At 68.9% G+C, this 15654-nt stretch carries 17 protein-coding genes, 1 tRNA gene and 1 pseudogene; 9 read left to right on the plus strand and 10 right to left on the minus strand.

Features of this window, described 5'->3' with window-relative positions:
- Positions 1-30: 30 nt before the first annotated feature.
- Entirely contained in the window at positions 31-357 is a 327-nt protein-coding gene (locus tag GDR74_RS11300; protein ID WP_152586409.1) for a hypothetical protein, read from the minus strand.
- Positions 358-452: 95 nt separating this feature from the next.
- Positions 453-1181, minus strand: a complete 729-nt coding sequence (gene lipB, locus GDR74_RS11305) for a lipoyl(octanoyl) transferase LipB (protein WP_425486922.1) — start codon at positions 1179-1181, stop codon at positions 453-455.
- Between the two features lie 253 nt (positions 1182-1434).
- Here lipB and GDR74_RS11310 point away from each other — a divergent pair.
- The 4 genes from GDR74_RS11310 to GDR74_RS11325 all read left to right on the plus strand — a co-directional run bounded on the left by GDR74_RS11310 (position 1435) and on the right by GDR74_RS11325 (position 5632).
- Positions 1435-1519 (plus strand) — tRNA-Leu (locus tag GDR74_RS11310).
- A 278-nt stretch (positions 1520-1797) separates the two neighbouring features.
- A complete protein-coding gene (gene mgtE, locus GDR74_RS11315; protein ID WP_152586410.1) occupies positions 1798-3225 on the plus strand; it encodes a magnesium transporter in 1428 nt (475 codons plus the stop codon).
- A 239-nt stretch (positions 3226-3464) separates the two neighbouring features.
- On the plus strand, positions 3465-4265 hold the full coding sequence (locus tag GDR74_RS11320) for a glycoside hydrolase family 25 protein (protein ID WP_246180144.1): 801 nt from the start codon (positions 3465-3467) through the stop codon (positions 4263-4265).
- Between the two features lie 194 nt (positions 4266-4459).
- Positions 4460-5632, plus strand: coding sequence for an isovaleryl-CoA dehydrogenase (locus GDR74_RS11325; protein ID WP_152586412.1), 1173 nt, complete (start codon positions 4460-4462; stop codon positions 5630-5632).
- 4 nt (positions 5633-5636) lie between these two features.
- On the opposite strand, the gene GDR74_RS11330 is transcribed toward GDR74_RS11325, so the two are convergent.
- The gene (locus tag GDR74_RS11330; protein WP_152586413.1) at positions 5637-6587 is read right to left on the minus strand and encodes a DUF6454 family protein; all 951 of its coding nucleotides are present in this window, start codon (positions 6585-6587) and stop codon (positions 5637-5639) included.
- A 151-nt stretch (positions 6588-6738) separates the two neighbouring features.
- On the opposite strand from GDR74_RS11330, the gene GDR74_RS11335 reads away from it, so the two are divergent.
- Entirely contained in the window at positions 6739-7443 is a 705-nt protein-coding gene (locus GDR74_RS11335) for a ribonuclease activity regulator RraA (protein ID WP_152586414.1), read from the plus strand.
- A gap of 24 nt (positions 7444-7467) precedes the next feature.
- On the plus strand, positions 7468-8265 hold the full coding sequence (locus GDR74_RS11340; protein ID WP_152586415.1) for a YdcF family protein: 798 nt from the start codon (positions 7468-7470) through the stop codon (positions 8263-8265).
- Positions 8266-8268: 3 nt separating this feature from the next.
- Here GDR74_RS11340 and GDR74_RS11345 read toward each other — a convergent pair whose 3' ends face one another.
- Together GDR74_RS11345 and GDR74_RS11350 are read right to left on the minus strand one after the other, a co-directional pair.
- Positions 8269-8502 carry a DUF3253 domain-containing protein gene (locus GDR74_RS11345; RefSeq protein WP_246180146.1) on the minus strand — a complete coding sequence of 78 codons (234 nt, stop codon included), beginning with the start codon at positions 8500-8502 and terminating at the stop codon, positions 8269-8271.
- A gap of 16 nt (positions 8503-8518) precedes the next feature.
- The gene (locus GDR74_RS11350; protein WP_343039601.1) at positions 8519-9226 is read right to left on the minus strand and encodes a DUF599 domain-containing protein; all 708 of its coding nucleotides are present in this window, start codon (positions 9224-9226) and stop codon (positions 8519-8521) included.
- A 68-nt stretch (positions 9227-9294) separates the two neighbouring features.
- On the opposite strand from GDR74_RS11350, the gene GDR74_RS11355 reads away from it, so the two are divergent.
- Positions 9295-9705, plus strand: a complete 411-nt coding sequence (locus tag GDR74_RS11355; RefSeq protein WP_152586417.1) for a rhodanese-like domain-containing protein — start codon at positions 9295-9297, stop codon at positions 9703-9705.
- On the opposite strand, the gene GDR74_RS11360 is transcribed toward GDR74_RS11355, so the two are convergent.
- The 5 genes and pseudogenes from GDR74_RS11360 to GDR74_RS11380 all read right to left on the minus strand — a co-directional run bounded on the left by GDR74_RS11360 (position 9702) and on the right by GDR74_RS11380 (position 13570).
- Complete coding sequence (locus GDR74_RS11360; protein WP_152586418.1) at positions 9702-9995, minus strand: acylphosphatase; 294 nt, start codon at positions 9993-9995, stop codon at positions 9702-9704. The two genes, GDR74_RS11355 and GDR74_RS11360, sit on opposite strands and share 4 nt — an antisense overlap.
- A 20-nt stretch (positions 9996-10015) precedes the next feature.
- A complete protein-coding gene (locus GDR74_RS11365) occupies positions 10016-10441 on the minus strand; it encodes a DUF6766 family protein (RefSeq protein ID WP_152586419.1) in 426 nt (141 codons plus the stop codon).
- A gap of 178 nt (positions 10442-10619) precedes the next feature.
- Positions 10620-11030: pseudogene (locus GDR74_RS11370) on the minus strand (gamma-glutamylcyclotransferase family protein); the annotation flags it as partial.
- 23 nt (positions 11031-11053) lie between these two features.
- The gene (locus tag GDR74_RS11375) at positions 11054-13054 is read right to left on the minus strand and encodes an acetyl-CoA carboxylase biotin carboxylase subunit (RefSeq protein WP_152586421.1); all 2001 of its coding nucleotides are present in this window, start codon (positions 13052-13054) and stop codon (positions 11054-11056) included.
- Positions 13055-13156: 102 nt separating this feature from the next.
- Positions 13157-13570 carry a hypothetical protein gene (locus tag GDR74_RS11380; RefSeq protein WP_152586422.1) on the minus strand — a complete coding sequence of 138 codons (414 nt, stop codon included), beginning with the start codon at positions 13568-13570 and terminating at the stop codon, positions 13157-13159.
- 275 nt (positions 13571-13845) lie between these two features.
- Between GDR74_RS11380 and GDR74_RS11385 the strand changes: the two genes are divergently transcribed.
- Together GDR74_RS11385 and GDR74_RS11390 are read left to right on the plus strand one after the other, a co-directional pair.
- Positions 13846-14772, plus strand: a complete 927-nt coding sequence (locus GDR74_RS11385; RefSeq protein ID WP_152586423.1) for a ring-cleaving dioxygenase — start codon at positions 13846-13848, stop codon at positions 14770-14772.
- Between the two features lie 50 nt (positions 14773-14822).
- Positions 14823-15434, plus strand: a complete 612-nt coding sequence (locus GDR74_RS11390; protein WP_152586424.1) for an alpha/beta hydrolase — start codon at positions 14823-14825, stop codon at positions 15432-15434.
- Positions 15435-15654: the final 220 nt, after the last annotated feature.

Raw genomic sequence — 15654 nt, forward strand, 5'->3', positions numbered from 1 at the left:
CGCCGGAGCGAGCGGCCTTTCTCGCCGATATTAGCCCTTCGCGCGGATGACAACCGTCTCGCGGGCGGGACCGGGGCCGCAGCGGTAGGCGATGCCGCGGACCATCAGCCAGTCCGTCGAGAGCTTCTGCAGGTAGAGATGGGTTCCGCCGAGCGCCACCGTCGCCTCGAGCATGGACTGGGTGGCGGCCCCGAAGCCGGGGATGGTCGGCACCTCGGGGCTCACCTCGCCGAGGCGGGTGCAGAAGCGCACGTCGGCGGGCGAATCGACGATGTGGATGGTTTCCGTCGGGGTCGGGGTATAGGCGCACGCCGAAGCGGCCAGGGCGACGATGGAGGCAAGAAGCGCGCGATGCATGGAGTATCCGCCGATGATCAACCGTTCGGACAAGCTTAGAGCATGAAGCCGCCTTGAGAAGAAGCCCCGCTTCCGGGGCACTGGAAAACCCGGCCTCAGTTGCCCGAAAGCAACGGCGCCGCGACCCTCTCGGTCGGCCCGAAGATCGTCTCGAACGTCCTGCGCAGGGTGGCGTCCACCTCCGGCAGGGACACCGGAATGCCGAGGTCGACGAGGCTCGTGACCCCGTGCTGGCGCACGCCGCAGGGCACGATTCCCGAGAAGTGGGACAGGTCGGGGTCCACGTTGAGGCCGATCCCGTGATAGCTGACCCAGCGGCGGACCCGGATGCCGATGGCGGCGATCTTGTCCTCCACCGCTTCTCCCTTCTCCGGGCGGCGGACCCAGACACCGACCCGGTCGTCCCGCCGCTCGCCGCGCACGTTGAACTCCGCCAGAGTCGCGATCAGCCAGCCCTCCAGAGCGGCCACGTAGCGGCGCAGGTCGGGCTGGCGCCGCTTGAGGTCGAGCATCACGTAGGCGACCCGCTGGCCCGGGCCGTGATAGGTGTACTGTCCGCCGCGCCCGGTCCGGAACACGGGGAACCGGTCCGGCTCGACGAGGTCCTCGGCCCTCGCGGAGGTGCCGGCGGTGTAGAGCGGTGGATGCTCCACGAGCCAGACCGTCTCGGGCGCCATCCCTTCCGCGATGGCGGCGGCCCGCGCCTCCATGAAGGCGACCGCCTCCTCGTAGCCGGTGAGCCCGTCCGAGATCGCCCAGGCGACCGGAGGCATCCCCTCCGCCGCCCGGAAACTATCGGCCAGATTGTCGCGAAGACCCGCCACGGCGCACCCTTACCCGCTGGAACCGAGACCCCGTTTTGGTCCCGTGGAGGATTGCGGTCAACCGTGACATTTCCGGGTGGACGAAACGGAACGGGGCGGCTATAGGAGCCGCGTCCGGCCGGTGGCCTTCGCCTTACGGAACGCCGAGCTTCGGCGGTGCCGAGAAGTCCCACCGGATGGGCTTGCGGTGGCGCAATCGATCCTGTATAGCCACCGCCTCGCCAGGGGAAACACCCTTGGCACCGAAGGTTTCGCGGTCGTGGCGGAATTGGTAGACGCACTACCTTGAGGTGGTAGCGGGGAGACCCGTGGAGGTTCGAGTCCTCTCGACCGCACCAAACCTTCGAAGAGCCCTTTCAAGGGCAACAAAAAAGGCTCCGCTCGCGGAGCCTTTTTTGTTGCCGGGGTTCTGTTGTCATACGGCCGCGAAGCCGCTTCACTGGCCCTCGCAGGCACTTCGCCCGAATCCTTCGACCGCCGGCGCAGCCTTCGAAGACGGCTTCGGCCGGCCTTCGGGGAACCACCGCAACCGACTCGTCTTTCTGGCCCCGACGGCGCATTGCGCCGGTCCGGGCCCGCGCCTAAAAGGCCGTGAATCTCTCCTGGGGACAGGCTCATGCAGGACGTCGAGAACAGGACGCCGCCTCCCTCCTCGCCTTCCGGCGCGGCGACGGCCCCGCTGAGCTTCCGCGACGGGAATCAGGACATCGATCCGGCCTTCGTGGACGCGGTGTCGGAGGCCATCCGCGCCGCCGACGCTCCCCGCCTGCAGCACCTCGTGGAGGACTTCCACGAATCCGACCTGGGCGACCTGCTCGAGGCCCTGGAGCCCGAGGACCGGCCGCGCCTGATCGAACTCCTCGGCCCGGCCTTCGACTTCGCGGCCCTCACCGAGGTGGACGACGCGGTCCGCGAGGAGATCCTGGAGGAGCTCGAGACCTCGACGGTGGCCGAGGGCGTGCGCGAGCTCGACCACGACGACGCGGTCTACATCCTCGAGGACCTGGACGAGGAGGACAAGGCCGAGATCCTCGAACAGCTCCCGCCCGTCGAGCGCGTCGCCCTGCAGCGGGCCCTGGAATATCCCGAAGGATCCGCCGGCCGGCGCATGCAGAACGAGCTGATCGCCGTGCCTCCGTTCTGGACCGTCGGGCAGACCATCGACTTCATGCGCGAGACGGAGAACCTGCCCGACACCTTCTACGAGATCTTCGTCATCGACCCGGGTGGGCATCTCCTCGGAGCGGTGCCTCTCGACAAGCTCCTGCGCAGCAAGCGCCCCGTCACCATCCAGTCGATCATGGACGACGACCCGGACCGGGTGAGGGCCACCGACCCGCAGGAGGACGCGGCCCGGCTCTTCCAGCGCTACAACCTGGTTTCCGCCGCGGTCACGGACGAGGCGGGCCGCCTCGTCGGCGTGCTGATGGTCGACGACATCGTCGACGTGCTGGACGAGGAGGCGGACGCCGACATCAAGCAGCTCGGCGGCGTGAATTCGGAGGAGGAGCTGTCCGACACCGTGTGGGACATCGTGAAGAGCCGCTCCACCTGGCTCTTCGTGAATCTCTGCACCGCCCTCCTCTCGGCTTCCGTGATCAATGCCTTCTCCGGCTCCCTCCAGAAGATGGTCGCCCTTGCCGTCCTGATGCCCATCGTCGCCTCCATGGGCGGCAATGCGGGCACGCAGACGATGACGGTCGCCGTGCGCGCGCTCGCCACCCGGGAGCTCGGGCGGGCGAACGCCTGGCGCATCATCCGCCGCGAGATGGTGGTGGGCCTCCTCAACGGCGCCGCCTTCGCCCTGCTCCTGGCCAGCGTCGCGGTCCTGTGGTTCGGCACCGCCAATCTCGGGCCGGTGATCGGCCTCGCCATCGTCGTCACCCTCGTCTCGGCGGCCTTTGGGGGAATCGTCATTCCCCTCGCGCTGAGCCGCCTCGGGGTCGATCCGGCCGTTTCCTCCGGCCCGCTCGTGACCACGATCACCGACGTGGTCGGCTTCTTCTCCTTCCTCGGGATCGCGACCCTCTGGTTCGGGCTCTGAGGGCCTCCTCCGCCTCCCGTCCGGACTTGCCGGCGAAAAGCGGGACCGGGTATCTTTTCGGTGCATGAGCGCCGCATCGCAAGAATCCGTTAAGGACTTTCGGGCATCGCTCATAGGGTCCAACAGTTGCGTACCTTCCGATTGATCCGATGAAGCGCCGCTCCTCCCGCCGTCGTGCCAAGACCCGACGGATCTCGCCTCTGGCCATCGGCCGTTTCCTGGCCGTGACCGCGATCGCCATGGGTCTGGCGTCGTGCGCCATCGCGCCCTCGAGCCGGTACCCGGCGAAGAGCGACGCCAAGCCCCATGCGGGCGTCGCATCGGCCCACCGGCTGCCGATCCACGGGGTCGACGTGTCCAAGTGGCAGGGCAAGGTCGACTGGGCGGCGCTGCGCCAGGCCGGAACCAAGTTCGCCTTCATCAAGGCGACGGAGGGCGGCGACCACGTGGACAGCCGCTTCCTCGAGAACTGGTGGGGCGCCAAGAACGCCGGCATTCCGCGGGGCGCCTATCACTTCGTCTACTGGTGCCGCCCGGCCCACGAGCAGGCCGCCTGGTTCAAGAAGAACGTCCCACAGGACCCGGAGGCCCTCCCCCCCGTCCTCGACGTGGAGTGGAACGGCGAGTCCGTGAACTGCCCGCGGAAGGTGCCGCGCGAGCAGGCCCTCGCGATGATCGACGTGATGCTCAAGGAGATGGAGGCCCATACCGGCAAGCGCCCGATCATCTACACCGACATCACCTTCCACAAGGAGATCCTGGAGGGCGAGTTCACCGACTACCCGTTCTGGATCCGCAGCGTCGCGGCCGAGCCGCACGAGCGCTACAACAACCGCCGCTGGACCTTCTGGCAGTTCACCACCACCGGCCGTGTGCCGGGCGTCTCGGGCGACGTGGACCGCAACACGTTCTACGGCACCGAGAACCAGTGGCGGATGTTCGTGCAGAGCGCCTGCGATCCCCGCGACCATCACCGCCTCAAGCCGATGGGCGTGTGCCGCGACCTCGACCCGGTCCAGACCGCCAGCATCGACGAGTAGGATCGGGCATTCGCCGGACGCCGCGCAGCCGAACGCCGTGTTTTGGCCTGCGCGGCAACGGCCTTCCGCCCCTTCTCAACCCAATTTCCATCACATGCCCCTTGAAAAGGGCAGCATTGCTGACCAAAATGGCTTCCCAATAAGCCATCGCGCTCCCGCCTGTGCGGATCGTCGGATGGAGGTGGGAGGAAGCCATGCTGAGAAACGTTGAGAAGACCTTCAATTTCGACCTCGGCGAAACCGCCGAGGCGATCCGCGAGACGGTGCGCGACTTCACCCGCGACCACATTGCGCCGCGCGCCCAGGAGATCGACCGGACGAACGAGTTCCCCCGCGACCTCTGGCCCAAGATGGGCGAGCTCGGCCTGCACGGGATCACGGTCGAGGAGGAGTACGGCGGCATCGGCCTGGGCTATCTCGAGCACGTGATCGCCATGGAGGAGATCTCCCGCGGCTCGGCCTCCGTCGGCCTCTCCTACGGCGCGCATTCCAACCTCTGCATCAACCAGATCCGGCGCAACGGCACCGACGAGCAGAAGCGCCGCTACCTGCCGAAGCTGATCTCCGGCGAGCATCTCGGCGCGCTCGCCATGTCGGAGCCCGGCTCGGGATCGGACGTGGTCTCGATGCGGACCGAGGCGCGCAAGCAGGGCGACCGCTACATCATCAACGGCAACAAGATGTGGATCACCAACGGCCCCTCGGCGGACGTCCTGGTGATCTACGCCAAGACCGACCCGGAGGCGGGCCCGCGCGGCATGACCGCCTTCATCGTCGAGCGCGGCTTCAAGGGTTTCTCCAGCCAGCAGAAGCTCGACAAGATCGGCATGCGCGGCTCCGACACCTGCGAGCTCGTCTTCGAGGATTGCGAGGTGCCGGAGGAGAACGTCCTGGGCAAGGTCGGCAAGGGCGTGAACGTGCTCATGTCGGGCCTCGACTACGAGCGCGCCGTGCTCGCCGCGGGCCCCCTCGGCATCATGCAGGCGTGCATGGACGTGGTCCTGCCCTACATCCACGAGCGCAAGCAGTTCGGACAGCCCATCGGCAGCTTCCAGCTCGTGCAGGCCAAGGTTGCCGACATGTACGTGACCATGAACGCCTGCAAGGCCTACGTGTACGCCGTCGCCAAGGCCTGCGACCGGGGCGAGACCACCCGCGAGGACGCGGCGGGCGCCATCCTCTTCGCCGCCGAGAAGGCGACCCAGTGCGCCCTCGACGCCATCCAGCTCCTGGGCGGGAACGGCTACATCAACGACTATCCGACCGGCCGCCTGCTGCGCGACGCCAAGCTCTACGAGATCGGCGCCGGCACGAGCGAGATCCGGCGCATGCTGATCGGCCGCGAGCTGTTCGAGAAGACCGCGTGACCGCCTACTTCACCTCGGCCTCGTAGACGTAGAGGGTCGACTTGTCGTCCTCCGGCATGAAGTAGCCGCGGATGCCGGCCTCGCTCGCCTCCATCCAGACCGGGTTGTGGGTCATGTCGAAGCCGGAGGCCGTCCAGAGCAGGACGGGAGTCTGGAAGAGCGGGCGCCCGTCCGCGAGGTTCACGAGGTCGAGCCCGCCGAGCCGGAAGAGCGGCGCGTCCGTCGTCACGCGCATTTCCGTGACGCCGGAGCAGAGCATGCGGTGGCCGCCCACATACTTGCAGTCCTGGTAGTCGAGGTAGTGGGAGGTGTTGAGCCGCCGCAGCTTCTCGGGCGCCTCGTCCGCATTGGTGGGTTTCCCGTCCGGCCCCAGGGGCCAGCGGTAGAAGCGCCGGGAGCCCCAGCTGACGCCGTGGAGGGAATTGTCGTCCGTGTCGCGGACGACGCCGCCGATATGGTCGTTGAAGCGGAAGACCTCCGTCGCCTCCATGGTCTCCGGGTCGACCCGGTAGACGATGGAGCGGCTGTTGGGGCGATACTCCGCGACCGGCACCCAGATATGGCGGCCGTCGTAGTCGATGCCGCCGGGATGGTAGATCGAGCCCTCGCCGAGGGTGATCTCCTTGATGAGGTTGCCCTTCATGTCGATCTTGAAGAGGTGCGCCGCCCCCTCGCCGGTGTCCCGGTCGAACCCATCCACCGGCTGCGGGAAGCGCTTGGTCGGCACCTTGATCTCCACCGAGGAGACGAAGAGCGTGTCGCCGATCTTCACCATGCCCTGCGGATGGAAGGTGGGGAAGCCGATCGGCACCGCCTCGACGGGCTTCCATTGGGTGCCGCGCGAGAGCTTCGTCACCCGTTCGGCGAGAAGGTCCCGTCCGCTCTCGGCCGCCATGACGGCAGAAGCCGTCGCGGCCAGGGCGAGGGCGGCCAGGCAGGTGGATAAACGGCGCATCGAAGGTCCTCCGAGATCGGGTCCGGCCCCGAGGGGTCGGACTCTGTTTTGGTGCGCGGCGGAGCGCCGGCAATGCGGCGGCCGATTTTTCCCGGCTGGCGGCGCAGGATTTCGGGCGCTATGAGTGCTCGACAGCCATCGAGGAGAGCCCATGACCCTGGACAGAGCCATCGCCGACGCCCTGTGCGCCACGTCCACCGCCACCCTGACGACGGTTCTCCTGAAGAAGGGAATCCGGCGCTGCTGGATGCAGGGCCCCGTGCCCATGTTCAACGCCGCCGAGCGCCTCGTGGGCCGCGCCTTCACCCTGCGCTTCGTGCCGGCCCGCGAGGACCTGGCGACGCCCGAATCCTGGTCCTCCCCCCGCTCCACCCGCGCCGCCATCGAGGACATGCCGGAAGGCTGCATCGCCGTGGTCGACGCCATGGGCGTGACCGATGCGGGCATCTTCGGCGACATCCTCACCGCGCGCATGAAGAAGCGCGGCGTCACCGCCCTCGTGACCGACGGCGTCGTGCGCGACGCGGCGGGGGTCGAGGGCACCGAATTGCCGGTCTGGTGCGCGGGCGCGGCGGCTCCGCCCTCCGTGGCCGGCCTCACCTTCGTCGGCTGGCAGGAGCCCATCGGCTGCGGCGGCGTGGCGGTCTTCCCGGACGACGTGATCGTGGCCGACGGCGACGGCGTCGTGGTCATTCCCGCCGCCCTCGTGGAGGAGGTCGCGAAGGCCGCCGTCGAGCAGGAGCGCCTCGAGCTCTGGATCATGCGCGAGGTGGAGAAGGGCGTGCCCCTCCCCGGCCTCTATCCGCCGAACGCGGAGACCAAGGCGCGCTACGAGGCCGAGACCGGGCGCTCGTAAGGCCCCTCCGGGAGAAGACGGCCCGTGTTCTACCTCGCCTCGAAGATCGCGTGGTTCTTCGCGACGCCGTCGAACCTCCTCGCCAGCCTCGTCCTCCTGGGGATCGTCCTCGGCATGACGAAGCGATGCCGCCGGCTCGGGCAGGGCATTGCCCTCTCGGGCGCCCTCGCTCTCCTCGCCTTCGGCCTGCTGCCGGTCTCCAGCGCGCTCCTGAAGCCGCTGGAGGAGCGCTTCCCCGCCTTCCGCGACGACGGCAGGCCGGTGGACGGCATCATCCTCCTCGGCGGAGCGGTGGAGGCATCCGACTCCCTGTCGCGCGGCAGCCTCGCCGCCAACGAATCGGCGGAGCGGGTGCTCGACACCCTCACCCTCGCCCGCCGCTATCCCAAGGCGCGGATCCTGATCTCGGGAGGCGGCGGCACCGTCTTCGGCGACGGAGCGGCCGAGGCCCCCGTCATCGCCGCCTATCTCGAGGGCGTGGGCATCGATCCGGCCCGCATCGTCGTGGAGGACCGCTCCCGCACCACGGCCGAGAACGCCACCTTCACCCGGGCGCTGATCGACCCCGCAAAGGGCGAGCGCTGGCTCCTCGTCACCTCCGCGTGGCACATGCCGCGGGCCATGGGCGTCTTCCGCAAGGCGGGCCTCGACGTCGTTGCCTATCCCGTCGACTACCGCACGGGCGCGGGAGAGGATGCCCTGCGCCCCTTCGCCTTCGTGTCGGACGGGCTGCGGCGGCTCGATGTGGCCGCCAAGGAATGGGCGGGGCTCGTCGCCTACTACGCCGCCGGAAAGACCCCCGCCCTCCTCCCCGCGCCGTGACCCTCAACGTCCGGGCGGCGGCGCGAGGCGGTAGACTCCCCTGAAATCGTCGGGATCGACCGGGCGCCCCTTGCGGAGAATGGCGACGCGCCCCTCCTTCATCAGCCGCACGGCGACCCGGCGCACGGGCTGCATCAGGGGGCCCCAGCCCTCCGGGCGGTCGCCGCCGATGGCGCGCGCGACGTCCATCGGGCCGATCGTCCGGCCCTCGCCCCGCGCCGCGAGAAGGGCGAGCATCGCCGCCTCGATCTCCTCATCCGTTGCCTTCGACACGTCCGCTCCCGACCGAGGCCGCCAACCGGGCGTCGGAGATGAACTGACGCCGCCACATGACATACAGCACGCAGGCCGTGGCGGCCATGAAGAGATAGGCGTTCACGAACCAGCCGAGATAGGCGAGCGAGAAGAAGAAGGCGCGCTGTCCCCGGTTGAAGTGCTTTCCCGCCACCGCGTTCATCGCCGCCGCCTGCCGGGCGACATGCTCCGCCTCCTCCCGGTTGTCGGCCCGCAGCACCGGGATCGAGCCGACGATGATCGCCATGTAGTTGAACAGGCGGTAGGACCAGGCGAACTTGAAGAAGGCGTAGACGAAGATCACGGCGAGCCCGATCACCTTGAGCTCCCACATGAGCGGCGTGACCGCCGATTCGAAGGGCAGCGTGGCGAAGATCGGCAGAACCGCGTCGGCCGACCGGAGGAGAGCCAGGACGCCGCCGATGGCGATGAGCGAGGTGGAGGCGAAGAACGCGGTTCCGTTCATGAGCGCCCCGAGAATCGTCGTGTCCACGATCCGGTTCTCGCGGATCACGGCCTGCGCCATCCAGCGGTAGCGGTAGCCGTCCATGATCGTGTTCAGGCTCTTCCCGCCCGCCTTGGTCAGCTCGACCGCCGCGTAGTAGCCGAACCAGGCGAGCAGGAAGAACGCCAAAGCCGCAACGTCCAGAACGGTGAAACCCAGCACGGCCGTCTCCGATTGACTCTTTGCCTATGATGCCCAGTTTTGTGGGAGCTTCAAACGGAGGGCGGGCCATGGCCCAGACGATCACCCGCGGCTTCAAGGCGATGCTCGACGAGGCCAACGCGAAGATCGTGACGATCAGCGCGGAGGAAGCCATCGCGCGCCACGGGCGGGACGACACCGTCTTCGTGGACCTGCGCGACCCGCGCGAGCTTGAGCGCGAAGGCCGGATGCCCGGCGCCCTCCACTGCCCGCGCGGAATGCTGGAATTCTGGATCGATCCCGAAAGCCCCTACCACAAGCCGACCTTCGCGCAGGACAAGACCTTCATCTTCTTCTGTGCAGCGGGATGGCGCTCCGCCCTGTCCGCGGCGACAGCACAGGACATGGGGCTGAAACCCGTCGCCCATATCGACGGCGGCTTCGCCGCGTGGAAGGCGGCGGGAGGCCCCGTGGAGACGGACGCCAGGGAGAAGCGTTAAACGGTCGCCCGGACCTCGAAGGACGCCTGTCCCTCGGACGTCTCGGTGCTGCCCTCCACCGGCTCGATCCTTTCCACCGCCGCGCCGCGCGGTCCCTGCCGGCAGGCCCTGAGCATGGCCTCCACCCTCTCGTCGGGCCCGCGGAACACGGCCTCCACGGTGCCGTCCTTCCGGTTGCGGACCCAGCCGCCGAGGCCGTGGAGCTGGGCCTGGTGATGGATCCAGGCGCGGAACCCCACGCCCTGGACCCGACCGTGAATGATGACGTGAAGGGTGCGCTCCGGCGACATGGTTCCTCGCGGCTTCGTGCTCAGCGGGAGGTTTCCTCGAGATAGGCGTGCCGCGCGTCCGTATGGCGGCCTGCATAGTCCTCGTCGAGGGTGCGGATGATCCGCTCCGCGTTCTTGGGGTCGACCCGGCGCAGGATCTCGTCGATCTTGGCCTCCATGCGGTCGTCGCCCTCCTTCGACTGGGGGGACCCCACATAGAGCAGAATGGCGAGGCCGCCGACCTGCCAGAGAAGCTGGAGGAACTCGGACTGCCAGTTCTCCAGCGTGTCCCGCATCATCTCGACCGTGTACTCCGAGACCTGAACCGGCTGGTCGTGCGCTCTCTGCTCGTTCACGTAGGCGAACCATCCGAAGAGCCAGTGCCCGACGAGGGAGATGAGGAAGAAGCCCAGCGTCACCCAGGCATAGCCGTACTGCTTCCAGAGGGAAGCCTTTTTCGTGTTCATCGACAGACCTCATACGCAGACTGCCGACTCAACGCGCCCATACGGCAAAGGTTCTCCGGGCGGGAGCCCTTCATCGCGGCGCGCGCGGCCGCCCCGGCAGGCCTTCGGGCGCGTCCCAGCGCGGGCGGACCTTCGGAGGAGCCCGCTCCGCGGGCGGCTGCTGGGCCTGCGCCGGAAGCCAGCGGCGAAGGCTCTGGAGGTAATCCCGGTCGAGGCCGGCCGCTTCCGCCGCCTCGACCACGCTTTCCATGTAGCCGGACTTCGGCACGCCCGGCCGGTGGCTCCGCCCCACATAGACGAGCGCCCGCCGGGGCCCCTGCTCCGTGAGGACCGGCTGGACCACCTTGGCGTAGAGGCCCGTGGCGAGGCTCTCGTAGCGGTCGAGGGCGGGCACGTCCGCGAGGGCCAGGTCCCACAGGAGGCCCCAGACGGTTGCCCGCGGATCGCGCATGACGGACGCGTAGCCGTCGCTCGACACGAAGAAGCGATGGCGCATCAGCCGGCCGGTCCCGACCGGCCTCGAGGCCGGGCAGCGCCGGGCCATGGCGGCGAGGTCCATGTTGGACCCGTAGGCGAAGTAGAGGGGCATGGTCGTCCCGCCCGGGCAGGCGATCAGGCGAATTCCATGATCACCGCATCGACGGAGAGGCTGTCGCCCTCCTTGGCGTGGATCTTCGACACCGTGGCGTCGCGCTCGGCGCGCAGCACGTTCTCCATCTTCATCGCCTCGACGATGCAGAGCGGCTCGCCCGCCTTCACCTCCTGCCCTTCCTTCACCGAGATGGCCTTGACCAGGCCCGGCATCGGGCAGAGCAGCTTCTTGCCCGTGTCGGCCTCCACCTTCTCCGGCATGAGGGCGGCGAGTTCCGCCTCGCGGCGGGTGTAGACCCTGACCTCCGCGGAGGCGCCCGCATGGGACAGGACCACGCCGTTCAGGATGGTCCGCACCTGGACGGCGATGCTCTCGCCGCCGACCGTGCCGGTCCAGACGGGTTCGCCGGGCCGCCAGGACGAGACGACCGGCAGGGCCTCTCCCCCGACGACGACCGCGATGCCGCCGTCGATGTCCTCGACGAGCACCTCCTGGCGCTCGCGGCCGAGCATGACCACGCGCTCGCGCTCGAACTTCACCGCGGAGGGCGGGCGCATCTGCCCCGAGATCCGGCGCTTGCGCTCGTTGAGGACGTGGTCGATGGCGGCTCCCACCGCCGTCATGCGGCGGGCGACGGCGCCTTCGGGCGCGGGAGCCTTGAACCCTTGCGGGAACTCCTCGGCGATGAAGCCGGTGGAGAGGCGGCCCGACTGCCAGCGCGGATGCTGCATGAGGGCCGCCAGGAAGGGAATGTTGTGCCGGATGCCTTCGATGGCGAAGGCGTCGAGGGCCCGCGCCTGCGCCTCGATGGCCTCGATGCGCGTCGGAGCGTGGGTGACGAGCTTCGCGATCATCGGGTCGTAGTAGATCGAGATCTCGCCGCCCTCGTAGACGCCGGTATCGTTGCGGACCGTGACGCCGCCCGCCTCGCCTTCCTGCGGCGGGCGGTAGGTGACGAGCCGGCCCGTGGACGGCAGGAAGTTGCGCACCGGGTCCTCGGCATAGATGCGGCTTTCCACGGACCAGCCGTTGAGCTTCACGTCCGCTTGCGACAGACGCAGCTTCTCGCCCGCCGCCACCCGGATCATCTCCTCCACGAGGTCGATGCCGGTGACCATCTCGGTGACCGGGTGCTCCACCTGGAGGCGGGTGTTCATCTCGAGGAAGTAGAAGGACTTGTCCTGCCCCGCGACGAACTCCACGGTGCCGGCCGAGTCGTAGCCCACCGCCTTGGCGAGCGCGACGGCCTGCTCGCCCATGAGGCGGCGGGTCGCCTCGTCGAGGAGCGGCGACGGCGCCTCCTCGATGACCTTCTGGTTGCGGCGCTGGATCGAGCATTCGCGCTCGCCGAGATAGATCACGTTGCCGTGCTTGTCGCCGAGCACCTGGATCTCGATGTGCCGGGGGTCGGTGATGAACTTCTCGATGAAGACCCGGTCGTCGCCGAAGGAGGACGCCGCCTCCGACTTGGCGCGGGCGAAGCCCTCCGCCACCTCGTCGGGCGAGTAGGCGATGCGCATGCCCTTGCCGCCGCCGCCGGCGGAGGCCTTGATCATGACCGGATAACCGATCTCGTCGGCGATCTTCACCGCCTGCTCGGGGCTCTCGATGATGCCGAGGAAGCCCGGAACGGTGGAAACCTTCGCGGCCGCGGCCGCCTTCTTGGATTCGATCTTGTCGCCCATCGCGGCGATCGCCGCCGGGTTCGGGCCGATGAAGACGATTCCCGCCTCCGCCAGGGCCTTGGGAAAGGCCTCGCGCTCCGACAGGAAGCCGTAGCCCGGATGGACCGCCTGGGCCCCGGTCCGCCGGCAGGCCTCGACGATCTTCTCGATCGCCAGATAGGACTGGGCGGCCGGCGCGGGGCCGATGTGGACCGCCTCGTCGGCCATCTCCACGTGGAGGGCGTCCCGGTCCGCATCGGAATAGACCGCAACGGTCTTTATCCCCATGCGCCGGGCGGTCTTGATGACGCGACAGGCGATCTCGCCGCGATTGGCAATCAGGATCTTGTCGAACATGAGCCCTCGAACGCTTCCACCCAAGTTTTTGCCTTCCTCCCGTTACTGCACATCGGCCCGTTCGGGAAGCGGCACGGGGTCAGCTTTTCGTCTGGCCCGGCCTCAGGCCGCAAGGCCCTGCTGCCGCTCGAGATGGCGGCCGCGGACGATGAAGTCGAGGAGCGCGGCGCCGACGGTGCGCGAGCGGTCGAGGACCGCATAGGCGATGCCCATCGCGGTCCGGGTCGGTCCGCCCACGTCCAGCACGGTGGCGAGCCAGGCCGCGTCGTCGTGCTCCACCACCCCAGCGGGTTCACGGCCCTGGACCATGAACTCCACCACGAGGGCCGTCAGGACCGGCTCCCAGCTCGCGTCGGCGCGCACCGTCCGGTCGAGCGCCAGGAGCGCCTCCACCTCCGCCTTGCTCGACAGCCCGCTCCTCAGGATCTCTTCGCGCAAAACCTCCACGTCCTCGGCAGAAATGAACTGCCGGTCGATAACACGCTCGATGAAGTTCCGAAGATCTGCACCGATCATCCGTTCAACTCCTCCCGGCTGCTGCATGCGCCGGTTGTTTTCCTGTCCGGCTTCGACACTCTCACGATGCGGGAGCGTAAAACGTTAACGGGATCTTCCGACCTTCCGTTGAGGTTAAGCGAAGTTGACGCGTTTTGGTTGCCGGAATCTTGCGCCTCGGGCGGCGACGGCTCCCTTGCATTCCCGCAAGGCGGGCCTTTCCGCCATGGGGGCGGCCATGCCGCGATCCCATGTTACCGGCAGGCGGGCCGGCTGCCCGCCCCTCGGAGGCGACCATGAGCCATCACGGCATTCACCACGTCACGGCCATCGCGGGGCCCGCGCGCCGCAACATCGACTTCTACACCCGTGTCCTCGGGCTGCGGCTGGTGAAGAAGACGGTCAATTTCGACGATCCGGGCACCTATCATTTCTACTACGGCAACGAATCCGGTGCCCCGGGCTCGATCCTCACCTTCTTCCCCTGGGAGCACGCCGCGCCCGGCCGGGCCGGGGCGGGCTCGACCCTCGAGACCGGGTTTCGCGTGCCGGAGGCCTCCATCGGCTTCTGGGCCCATCGCTTCCTGGAAAAGGGCGTGGAGCACGGCGCGCCCGAGAGGCGGTTCGGCCGGAGCGTCCTGCCGTTCAAGGATCCCGACGGCACGAATCTGGCGCTGGTCGGCGTCCCGGACGCGGAGGCCGCCTCGGCCCCGGCCGGGGAGATCCCGCAGGGGGCCGCCATCTCGGGCCTGGAGGGGGTGACGCTCCTCGTCACCGATGCGGTCCGGACCGGCGACATCCTCACCGACGTCCTCGGCCTGAAGGAGACGGCGCGGGAAGGCTCGCTCGTCCGCTACCGGGGCGATGCGGAACTCGGCGGCACGGTCGACGTGCGGGATGCGAGCGGCTTCCTGCCCGGGCGCCTCGGGGCCGGCTCGGTCCATCACGTGGCCTTCCGCGCGGCGGACGATGCGGCGCAGGAGACCATGGTGCAGCGCCTCGCGGAGCATCACGGCATCCGCGCCACCGGTCAGAAGGACCGCAACTACTTCCGGTCCGTCTATTTCCGGGAGCCGGGCGGCGTTCTCTTCGAGATCGCCACCGACCGGCCGGGCTTCATGGCCGACGAGCCCTTCGACCGGCTCGGCCGGGAGCTGAAGCTGCCGCCGTTCCTGGAGCCGCACCGCAACGACATCGAACGCGCCCTGCCTGCCCTCGCATGAGAATCCCCGCAAGGGACGCGCCCCGGCCCGCCGGGAGAAAGACGAGCCCCATGAGCAGCCTGTCCTTCATTCACCGCTACGTGCCCGCGACGGAGCCCGGGCATCCGCCGCTGCTCCTGCTCCACGGCACCGGGGGCAACGAGGACGATCTGCTGTCCCTCGGCAAGATCCTCTGCCCCGGGGCCGCCCTCCTCTCCCCGCGCGGGAAGGTTCTGGAGAACGGGATGCCGCGCTTCTTCCGCCGCCTGGCGGAAGGGGTCTTCGACGAGGACGACGTGCGGGCCCGCGCCCATGAGCTCGCCGACTTCGTCGCCGGGGCGCGGCAGGCCTACGGCCTCGACGCTCCGGTGGCCGTCGGCTTCTCCAACGGCGCCAACATCGCGGCCGCCGTCCTCCTGCTGCGTCCGGAGGCGCTCGCGGGCGCGGCCCTCCTGCGTCCCATGGCCCCGCTCGAGGCGCCGCCGCAGGGCGACCTCACCGGCCTGCCGGTGCTGATGATCTCGGGCCAGCTCGACCCCATCGTTCCCACGGAGGAGGCCACGCGGCTCGCCGACCAGCTCACCGCCGCCGGCGCCCTGGTCAAGCACGAGATGATCCCGGTCGGCCACGGCCTGTCGCAGCAGGACCTGGCCTTCACGCGGAAATGGCTGGGAACCCTGTAGGCGGCGCCGGGAGTGTCCTGCCGTCCGAAGGACCGGGATCCATGAACGCCGCCAGTGAAGGAGAAACGCGGCGGCAGCCGCTGCGCCCTGTCGGCCTTGCGAGTGCTTATGGGTTCCGGGTCCGGCCGAAGGCCGTCCCGGAATGACGACGGACGTGGCGGCGGGGCGCGACGCCGCCCCCTTCCCGCCGCAGCCCTTTGCGGCTCCGGGCCGCCGGCGC

The organism is Microvirga thermotolerans (assembly GCF_009363855.1).
GTDB classification, from domain to species: domain Bacteria; phylum Pseudomonadota; class Alphaproteobacteria; order Rhizobiales; family Beijerinckiaceae; genus Microvirga; species Microvirga thermotolerans.

Excerpts from the sequence above, each read along its gene's own strand:
- GDR74_RS11300 (WP_152586409.1), bottom strand. The coding sequence starts at position 357 with ATGCATCGCGCGCTTCTTGCCTCCATCGTCGCCCTGGCCGCTTCGGCG.
- mgtE (WP_152586410.1), top strand. The coding sequence starts at position 1,798 with ATGCAGGACGTCGAGAACAGGACGCCGCCTCCCTCCTCGCCTTCCGGC.
- GDR74_RS11320 (WP_246180144.1), top strand. The coding sequence starts at position 3,465 with ATGGGTCTGGCGTCGTGCGCCATCGCGCCCTCGAGCCGGTACCCGGCG.
- GDR74_RS11325 (WP_152586412.1), top strand. The coding sequence starts at position 4,460 with ATGCTGAGAAACGTTGAGAAGACCTTCAATTTCGACCTCGGCGAAACC.
- GDR74_RS11330 (WP_152586413.1), bottom strand. The coding sequence starts at position 6,587 with ATGCGCCGTTTATCCACCTGCCTGGCCGCCCTCGCCCTGGCCGCGACG.
- GDR74_RS11335 (WP_152586414.1), top strand. The coding sequence starts at position 6,739 with ATGACCCTGGACAGAGCCATCGCCGACGCCCTGTGCGCCACGTCCACC.
- GDR74_RS11345 (WP_246180146.1), bottom strand. The coding sequence starts at position 8,502 with ATGCTCGCCCTTCTCGCGGCGCGGGGCGAGGGCCGGACGATCGGCCCG.
- GDR74_RS11355 (WP_152586417.1), top strand. The coding sequence starts at position 9,295 with ATGGCCCAGACGATCACCCGCGGCTTCAAGGCGATGCTCGACGAGGCC.
- GDR74_RS11360 (WP_152586418.1), bottom strand. The coding sequence starts at position 9,995 with ATGTCGCCGGAGCGCACCCTTCACGTCATCATTCACGGTCGGGTCCAG.
- GDR74_RS11365 (WP_152586419.1), bottom strand. The coding sequence starts at position 10,441 with ATGAACACGAAAAAGGCTTCCCTCTGGAAGCAGTACGGCTATGCCTGG.
- GDR74_RS11375 (WP_152586421.1), bottom strand. The coding sequence starts at position 13,054 with ATGTTCGACAAGATCCTGATTGCCAATCGCGGCGAGATCGCCTGTCGC.
- GDR74_RS11380 (WP_152586422.1), bottom strand. The coding sequence starts at position 13,570 with ATGATCGGTGCAGATCTTCGGAACTTCATCGAGCGTGTTATCGACCGG.
- GDR74_RS11385 (WP_152586423.1), top strand. The coding sequence starts at position 13,846 with ATGAGCCATCACGGCATTCACCACGTCACGGCCATCGCGGGGCCCGCG.
- GDR74_RS11390 (WP_152586424.1), top strand. The coding sequence starts at position 14,823 with ATGAGCAGCCTGTCCTTCATTCACCGCTACGTGCCCGCGACGGAGCCC.